Raw genomic sequence first — 7,714 nt, 5'->3', positions numbered from 1 at the left:
CGGGCACCGCCTTGGCAATGGCATCGATGGCGTTGCTGAAATGCATGGACCTTCCCGTGTCAGTGTACCTGACAGGGAAAGGTCTCATGATCAGCTTATTGAAGGTAGGCTTAACTGACTGGCATTACGCCCTCGGGGCGGCGCTTTCTGGTCTTGCGTGGGCCTCTAGGTCGGGCCGATCTTCACTCAACCAAGCCAGGCGCGGGCGTTGCGGAACAGGCGCAGCCAGGCACCGTCCTGGGTCCACTCGGCCGGCCGCCAGGAGTTGGTCACCGCGCGAGCCACCCGCTCCGGGTGCGGCATCATGATGGTGACGCGTCCGCCCGGGGTGGTCAGGCCGGTGATCCCCGCGGCGGAGCCGTTGGGGTTGGCCGGATAGCGGCTGGTGACCTGGCCGTAGTTGTCGACGTAGCGCATCGCGATCTGATCGCTACCCTGCATGCTGCGCAGGTGGCCCGCGTCGCGGAACTCGGCCCTGCCCTCGCCGTGAGCCACGGCGATCGGCAGCCGCGAGCCTTCCATGCCCGCAAGCAGGATGGAGGGGCTCTTCTCGACCTGCACCATCGACACCCTGGCCTCGAACTGCTCGGACTCGTTGCGCACGAAGCGCGGCCAGTTCTCGGCGCCGGGGATCAGTTCCTTGAGCTGGGAGAGCATCTGGCAGCCGTTGCACACGCCCAGCGAGAAGCTGTCCTCGCGCGCAAAGAAGCTCGCGAACTGCTCGCGGGCACGCTCGTTGAACAGCACCGACTTGGCCCAGCCACCGCCGGCGCCCAGCACATCGCCATAGGAGAAGCCGCCACAGGCGACCAGCCCCTTGAACTCATCGAGACCCACGCGACCGGCGAGGATATCACTCATGTGCACGTCCACCGCCTCGAAGCCGGCGCGGTCGAAGGCCGCTGCCATCTCGACATGGCCGTTGACGCCCTGCTCACGCAGGATGGCCATGGGCGGGCGAGCCAGGTTGACGTATGGGGCGCTTACGTCCTCATCGACATCGAAGCTCGGCGTCGCCGACAGGCCCGGGTCGCGGGCATCGAGCAAGCTGTCGAACTCGTCCTTGGCACACTCCGGATTGTCACGCAGCGCCTGCATGCGGTAGCTGGTCTCACTCCAGGCACGCTGCGTGAGCTGGCGGGTAGTCTCGAGCAGCGGCTCCTCGAACAGGGTGACACGCACCTGGTCGTCGTAGCGCGGACGCGCGATGACACCGCAGGTGTCGATGCCGGCGGCCGCGAACTGGGCAAGCACCGCTTCAGTGTCGCGGCGGTTGACCTGGATCACCGCGCCGAGCTCCTCACTGAACAGCGCATTCACTGCTTCAACCGGCTCATCGACCAGCCAGTCGAGCTTGATCTCGAGGCCTGAGTGAGAAGCGAACGCCATCTCCAGCAGGGTGGTGATCAGGCCGCCATCACTGCGGTCGTGATAGGCCAGCAGCTGGCCATCGGCGTTCAGCCCCTGGATGACACTGAAGAAGGCCCTCAGATCCTCGGGATCGTCGACGTCCGGGCAATCGTTGCCGACCTGGCCATAGACCTGGGCCAGCGCCGAGCCGCCAAGGCGATTCCGGCCAGCGCCAAGGTCGATCAGGATCAGATCGGACTCGTCCTGCTCCAGATTGATCTGCGGGGTCAGGGTGCGCATCGCATCGGTGACCGGTGCAAAACCGGTGATGGCAAGCGACAGCGGCGCGGTAACGCTCTTGTCCTCGCCGTCCTCGTCCTGCCAGGCGGTGCGCATGGACATCGAGTCCTTGCCTACCGGAATGGCGATCCCCAGCGCCGGGCACAACTCCATGCCCACGGCGTGAACGGCGTCATACAGCGCCTGGTTCTCGCCGGTATGGTCAGCGGCACTCATCCAGTTCGCGGACAGCTTGATATCGGAGAGCTTCTCGATCGGCGAGGCAGCCAGGTTGGTGATCGCCTCGGCCACCGCCAGGCGCGCGCTGGCAGCGGGATTGATCAACGCCACCGGCGGCCGCTCGCCCATCGCCATGGCTTCGCCCTGGTGGGTGTCGAAGCTTGCAGTGGTCACGGCGACATCCGCCACCGGCACCTGCCAGGGACCGACCATCTGGTCACGGGCCACTTGCCCGGTGATCGAGCGGTCGCCGATGGTGATCAGAAAGCTCTTGGAGGCCACCGCCGGCAGGCGCAGCACCCGATCCAGCGCCTCGCGCAGATCCAGGTTGTCGAGCATGATGCCCGGCATCTCGCGCGTCTCGCGGTGAAACTCGCGCTGCATCTTGGGCGGCTTGCCGAACAGCACACTCATCGGCAGATCGACCGGCTTGGTATCGAAGTGGCCGTCGCGGACCTCGAGGTGGTGTGCCTCACTGGCCTCGCCAACCACCGAGAAGGGGCAGCGCTCACGCTCGCACAAGGCCTCGAAGGTCTCGAGCTGCTCGGGCGGTACCGCCAGCACGTAGCGCTCCTGAGCCTCGTTGCACCAGATTTCCAGCGGGCTCATGCCCGGCTCGGCGTTGGGCACCGCGCGCAGCTCGAAGACACCGCCGCGCCCCCCGTCCTTGACCAGCTCCGGTAGGGCGTTGGAGAGACCGCCGGCACCGACATCATGAATGAAGCAGATCGGGTTTTGCTCACCCAGCGACCAGCAGCGGTCGATGACTTCCTGGGAGCGGCGTTCGATCTCGGGGTTGTCGCGCTGCACCGAGGCGAAGTCGAGATCCTCGCTCGAGCTGCCGGACGCCATGGAAGAGGCCGCCCCGCCGCCCAGGCCGATCAGCATGGCCGGGCCGCCCATCACGATCAGCTTGGCGCCGACCGGGATCTCGCCCTTCTCGACGTGGCCGGCACGCACGTTGCCATAACCGCCGGCCAGCATGATCGGCTTGTGATAGCCGCGGCGTTCGATGCCGCCGGCGCCCAGGGCGTCCTGTTCATAGGTGCGGAAGTAGCCGGCAAGATTCGGGCGGCCAAATTCGTTGTTGAAGGCGGCGCCGCCGATCGGGCCCTCGAGCATGATCGAGAGCGCCGACTGAATGCGTCCTGGCTTGCCGTAGTCGAAGGCTTCCCAGGGCTGCACGAACTCGGGAATACGCAGATTCGAGACGGAAAAACCGGTCAGGCCGGCCTTGGGCTTGCCACCGAGACCGGTGGCGCCTTCGTCGCGGATCTCGCCACCGGCGCCGGTCGCCGCGCCGGGATGCGGGGCGATGGCCGTCGGGTGGTTATGCGTCTCGACCTTCATCAGGATCTGGATCGGTTCCTGATGGCTTGCATAGGTCGCCCGCTCGCCCGCCTTGCCGGTCAGCGGCGCAGCGAAGAAACGCCCTGCCTCACTGCCCCGGATCACCGCGGCGTTGTCGCTGTAGGCCGAGAGGGTATCCGTGGGCGAGCACTCATGGGTGTTCTTGATCATCTTGAACAGCGAGCGCGGCCGCGCTTCGCCATCAATCACCCAGTCGGCATTGAAGATCTTGTGCCGGCAGTGCTCGGAGTTGGCCTGGGCAAACATCATCAGCTCGACGTCGGCCGGGTTGCGACCCAGTCCCTCGAAGGACTCGAGCAGATAGTCGATCTCGTCCTCGGCGAGCGCCAGCCCGAGAGCCTGATTGGCCTCGACCAGGGCCGCACGGCCCTTCGCCAGCACATCGACCTGACCCAGCGGCGCCGGCGCCTGATGAGAGAACAACTTGGCCGCATCGGTCGAGTTGGTCAGCACCGACTCGGTCATGCGGTCGTGGATCACATCGACGATGGCCTCGAAGGCATCCTTGGAGAGTGTTCCATCGAGCTTCACCCGATAGGCGACGCCGCGCTCGAGGCGCTGGATCTTGTCCAGCCCACAGTTGCGCACGATGTCGGTTGCCTTGGAGGACCAGGGCGACTGGGTGCCGATTCGCGGCACCACCAGAAAGAAATGACCATCGGGCGTGCCGGCCGGGGTTTGACTCCCGTAATCCAGCAGACGCTCGAGGGTCGCGGTTTCCTCGGCGGACAGATCGCCGTCATGGTCGATGAAATGGACGTAGTCGGCCGTGAGGGAGGCGACCTCCGGTACCTGGGTACGCAGGGCGGCCATCAGCTTGGCATGACGGAAGTCAGAGAGGGCGGGAGCACCTCGCAGTTCGAGCATGTCGTTCGAGCCTCGGGAACAAAGCATGAAATGGGGCCGCGGCCTGCGGCAACGAGCACACTATGATACTGGAAAGGCCGCGCCACCGAAATCCGCGAGGTGACAGCCTGCAGATGGGCCGTTAAGGTGAGCTTTCCTACAGGCTGCTGATTTTGCCAATGCTCAAGGCCTTCGCCCGACATCTTCTGCACTACCATCGCTGGTACCTGTCGCTGAGCGTTGCCGTGACCCTGGCCCTGCTACCCCACCGCGAGAGTCAGGCACCCAACCGCCATCTAGAAGACGTCCGTGACCGGGACTTCCTGACGGTGGTCAGTCGCAACACCCCGACCAGCTATTATGAAGGCCGCCGCGGGCCGACCGGTTTCGAGTACGAACTGGCACGCCGCTTCGCCGAGCAACTGGGTGTCAGCCTGTCGATGGAGACCCAGAGCGATATCGCCGGCGTGCTGGACACGGTCGCCAGCGGCAACGCCGATGTCGGCGCTGCCGCCCTGACCCTGACGCCTGACCGCACCGATATCAATTACAGCACCGCGATCCTCGACCTGCAGCCTCAGGTCGTCTACCGCCGTGGGCTTTCACCAGTGGATAGCACCCAGGACCTGATCGGGCTCGAGATTGCCACTATCCGCGATTCCGGCATCGGTGAAGTACTGCGCCGCCTGCAGGACCAATTCCCCGAGCTGAGCTGGCGCGAAGCCGCCGATCTCGAAGTCGCCGATCTGTTGCAACGCGTCGAGGATGGCGACCTGGATGCCGCCGTCATTTTCACTCACCAGTTCACGCTCAATCGTCTTTTTTTTACAGGCGTCGATGCTGGCGTCACCCTCGGCGAGCCCCTGAGCATGGTCTGGGCCTTTCCCGCAAGCTACGGCCTGGGCCTGCAGCGCAAGGCCAACGCCTTCCTGGCCTCCTTGCGTCGTGACGGCACCCTAAGCGAGCTGACCGAGCAGTATTTCGGCCAGGAAGACTATCTGGAATATGTCGGTGCCCGCACCTTCATCCGCCAGCTGCAAGAGAAGCTCGACGACTATGATGCCCTGTTTCGCAAGGCCGCTCGCGAGACCGGCTTCGACTGGAAGCTGTTGGCGGCACTCGGCTATCAGGAATCGCATTGGGAACCCCGCGCCACCTCACCGACCGGTGTGCGAGGCCTGATGATGCTGACCAACGCCACGGCGGCGGAGATGAACGTTCCTAACCGGCTCGACCCGGCCCAGAGCATTGATGGCGGCGCGCGCTACCTGCGCCAGACCATGGACCGTCTGCAGGAGGAGATTACCGGCGACGACCGGCTGTGGATGGCGCTTGCAGCCTACAATGTCGGCCTTGGCCATCTGTATGATGCCCAGAAGATCGCCGAGATGCGCGGCGGCGACCCCTATGCCTGGCCAGACGTCCGCGAGGCACTGCCCTTGCTACAGAAGCGCGCCTGGTATTCCAAGGTGCGTCACGGCTATGCCCGCGGCGGCGAACCCGTGATCTATGTCCGCAACATCCGCCGCTACTACGAGATTCTCAACTACGTCGACCGCAGCCAACAGCAGTTCTTCCAGCTCAACGAACGCGCGGAAGGCGAAGATGGTGACGACGGACCGGACTACGACCGGATTCCCCCCATATTATGAAGCCGCGACTGCTCTCATCAGCCGCCCTGCTGCTGTGCGCCCTAGCGCTTATCATCCTGACAGTAGCCGGTCTGTCCGAGACCCACACGATCGTAAAGCCCAGCCTGCTCGCCGTGCTGGCACTCACGCTCGCCAAACTGGTCTGGCTAGCCCACATGCCACGCCTGGCGCGTGGCCTCGCGGCAGTGACGCTTGGCTGTCTGGCACTTGGGCTCGCAAGCTACCTGCTGCCCGAATACTGGATCGGCACCGAGGCTTGGCACGCACTCGCCTCCTGGCTGGCTTCCGGGTCGAGCCTCGATGACTGGCGGCCGCCGCTATTCGCCACCCTGTGCCTGATCCTGCTAGGCGGCACCCAGCTTTGCGGGCGCCAGGCCGCGCTGGGAAGCCCCATGCTGCTCGGCCTGGCGCTGCTGATGTGGCTTGCCCAACTGGACCTCGGCGTGAGCGCGACGACCCGCTGGGTCCTCGACTATGCCGCATCCCCCGCCGCACTGGCGGCCATGGGCTGCCTGCTGATGGCGCACGGCCTGTCCCTCTTCGGCTTGCCTGCCGAGGAGCGCCGACTGCTGTCGCGCCCTCTCTGGCAATCCATGTCGCTCGGCATCCTGGCCCTGACCTTCTCGCAGCATCAGCAGACGATCGAGGATCGCCGGCTGCACCGCCTGCTGGACGCAGAAAACCAGCGGCTGACCGAACAGCTCTCCCGGGAGGTAGGCGACCAGCTGGCGGCTACCCGCCGCTTCGCCAACAGCTGGCGGCTGCTCGAAGCGCCCCCGGATGCGGCCACCTGGGCCCTGATGGCCGAGCCGCTGTACCACGATTACCGCTACTTCGAGAATATCGCCCTGGTCACGCCGGATACCCGCATTCGCCACGTCCATCCCATGAGTGAGGTCAATCGGCGCATCATCGGCACGCGGCTTTACGAGAGCCAGCCAGCCGGCCGCCCGGCTCAGCGGCAGGCTCTGGACGACCATCAGGAATCCACTACCGGCGTACTCAAGCTGCTACAGGGTCAATACGGCATCATCTACTACCTGCCGACCCAGGTCGCCAGCGGCGATTTCATCGGCGCCAGCGCCATGGTGCTCAGCCTGCAGACCCTGACCGATACGCTGCAGGATACGCTCGATGCCCAGCGAACCCGGGTCGAGCTGCGCCAGACCTCGGCTCCCCTGGCCACCCTGGGCGCCGCCGAGGGCGTTCGTGATTGGGCTCACAGGTCCCAGATCGAGATCGGCAACCATCCGCTGATGCTGACGACCCTGCCCACGCAACAACGACTTCAGGCCTCCCACGCGCGACTGCCGGCCGTCAGCCTGACCACCGGCCTTGGTCTCGCCTACCTGCTGTTCCTGGTCCTCTACGCCCACCGCCACCTGGGCATACAGCACCAGCTTCTGCATCGCTCTCATACCCAGCTGCACCAGGAAATCGAGGCCCGGACCCGCTTACAGAAAGAGGTGGAGTGGCTTGCCCGCCACGACGAACTGACCAGCCTGCCCAATCGGCGGATGCTGATGGACGACCTCAAGTCACGCTACGATGTCCGCCCGCTGTGCGTGATGATCTGTGACCTCGACCACTTCAAGCGCATCAACGACAACCTGGGTCATCTGGCAGGCGATGAGTGTCTGCAACGCCTGGGCGAGCTGGGCCATGCCGTGGCGACCCGGGCCGGCGGAATGTTTGCACGCTACGGGGGCGAGGAATTCGTGGTGTTGCTGCCAGGCTACGACAGCGTCAGCGGCCGACAGGTGGCCGACGAGCTCATGACCGCCCTTAAGGATGCCAAGCTCATGCATCACGATGGCACCCCACTGACCATGAGCATCGGCCTGACCGTGCTTGAGCGGGGAGAACTGAATATCGCAAGCCTGATGCAGGTGGCCGACGACGCCCTCTACCGGGCAAAGGAGCTGGGGCGCAACCGGGTGGTCAGCGCTCCACTGCCGGGCTAGCGATGCTCGCCG

The 7,714-nt window shown here is 65.1% G+C and carries 3 protein-coding genes; 2 read left to right on the top strand and 1 reads right to left on the bottom strand.

All coding sequences use genetic code 11. The features are described 5' to 3' along the window. Positions 1-186: 186 nt before the first annotated feature. Positions 187-4,107, bottom strand: coding sequence for a phosphoribosylformylglycinamidine synthase (gene purL / locus HF027_RS08655; RefSeq protein WP_168014772.1), 3,921 nt, complete (start codon positions 4,105-4,107; stop codon positions 187-189). A gap of 158 nt (positions 4,108-4,265) precedes the next feature. Here purL and mltF point away from each other — a divergent pair, with 158 nt between their 5' ends. Both mltF and HF027_RS08645 read left to right on the top strand, forming a co-directional pair. Further along, positions 4,266-5,738, top strand: coding sequence for a membrane-bound lytic murein transglycosylase MltF (mltF, locus tag HF027_RS08650; RefSeq protein WP_168014786.1), 1,473 nt, complete (start codon positions 4,266-4,268; stop codon positions 5,736-5,738). Further along, positions 5,735-7,702 (top strand): GGDEF domain-containing protein, encoded by a 1,968-nt coding sequence (locus HF027_RS08645; RefSeq protein ID WP_168014770.1) that lies wholly within the window; start codon positions 5,735-5,737, stop codon positions 7,700-7,702. The genes mltF and HF027_RS08645 overlap by 4 nt, the downstream gene beginning before the upstream one ends. Positions 7,703-7,714 lie beyond the last annotated feature (12 nt).

Origin of the sequence: Halomonas salinarum (assembly GCF_012062845.1) — a bacterium.
GTDB lineage: Bacteria > Pseudomonadota > Gammaproteobacteria > Pseudomonadales > Halomonadaceae > Onishia > Onishia salinarum.
The sequence above is the reverse complement of the archived record's forward strand: the minus strand, read 5'-3'. Positions and strand labels throughout refer to the sequence as shown.

Excerpts from the sequence above, each read along its gene's own strand:
- mltF (WP_168014786.1), top strand. The coding sequence starts at position 4,266 with ATGCTCAAGGCCTTCGCCCGACATCTTCTGCACTACCATCGCTGGTAC.
- HF027_RS08645 (WP_168014770.1), top strand. The coding sequence starts at position 5,735 with ATGAAGCCGCGACTGCTCTCATCAGCCGCCCTGCTGCTGTGCGCCCTA.
- purL (WP_168014772.1), bottom strand. The coding sequence starts at position 4,107 with ATGCTCGAACTGCGAGGTGCTCCCGCCCTCTCTGACTTCCGTCATGCC.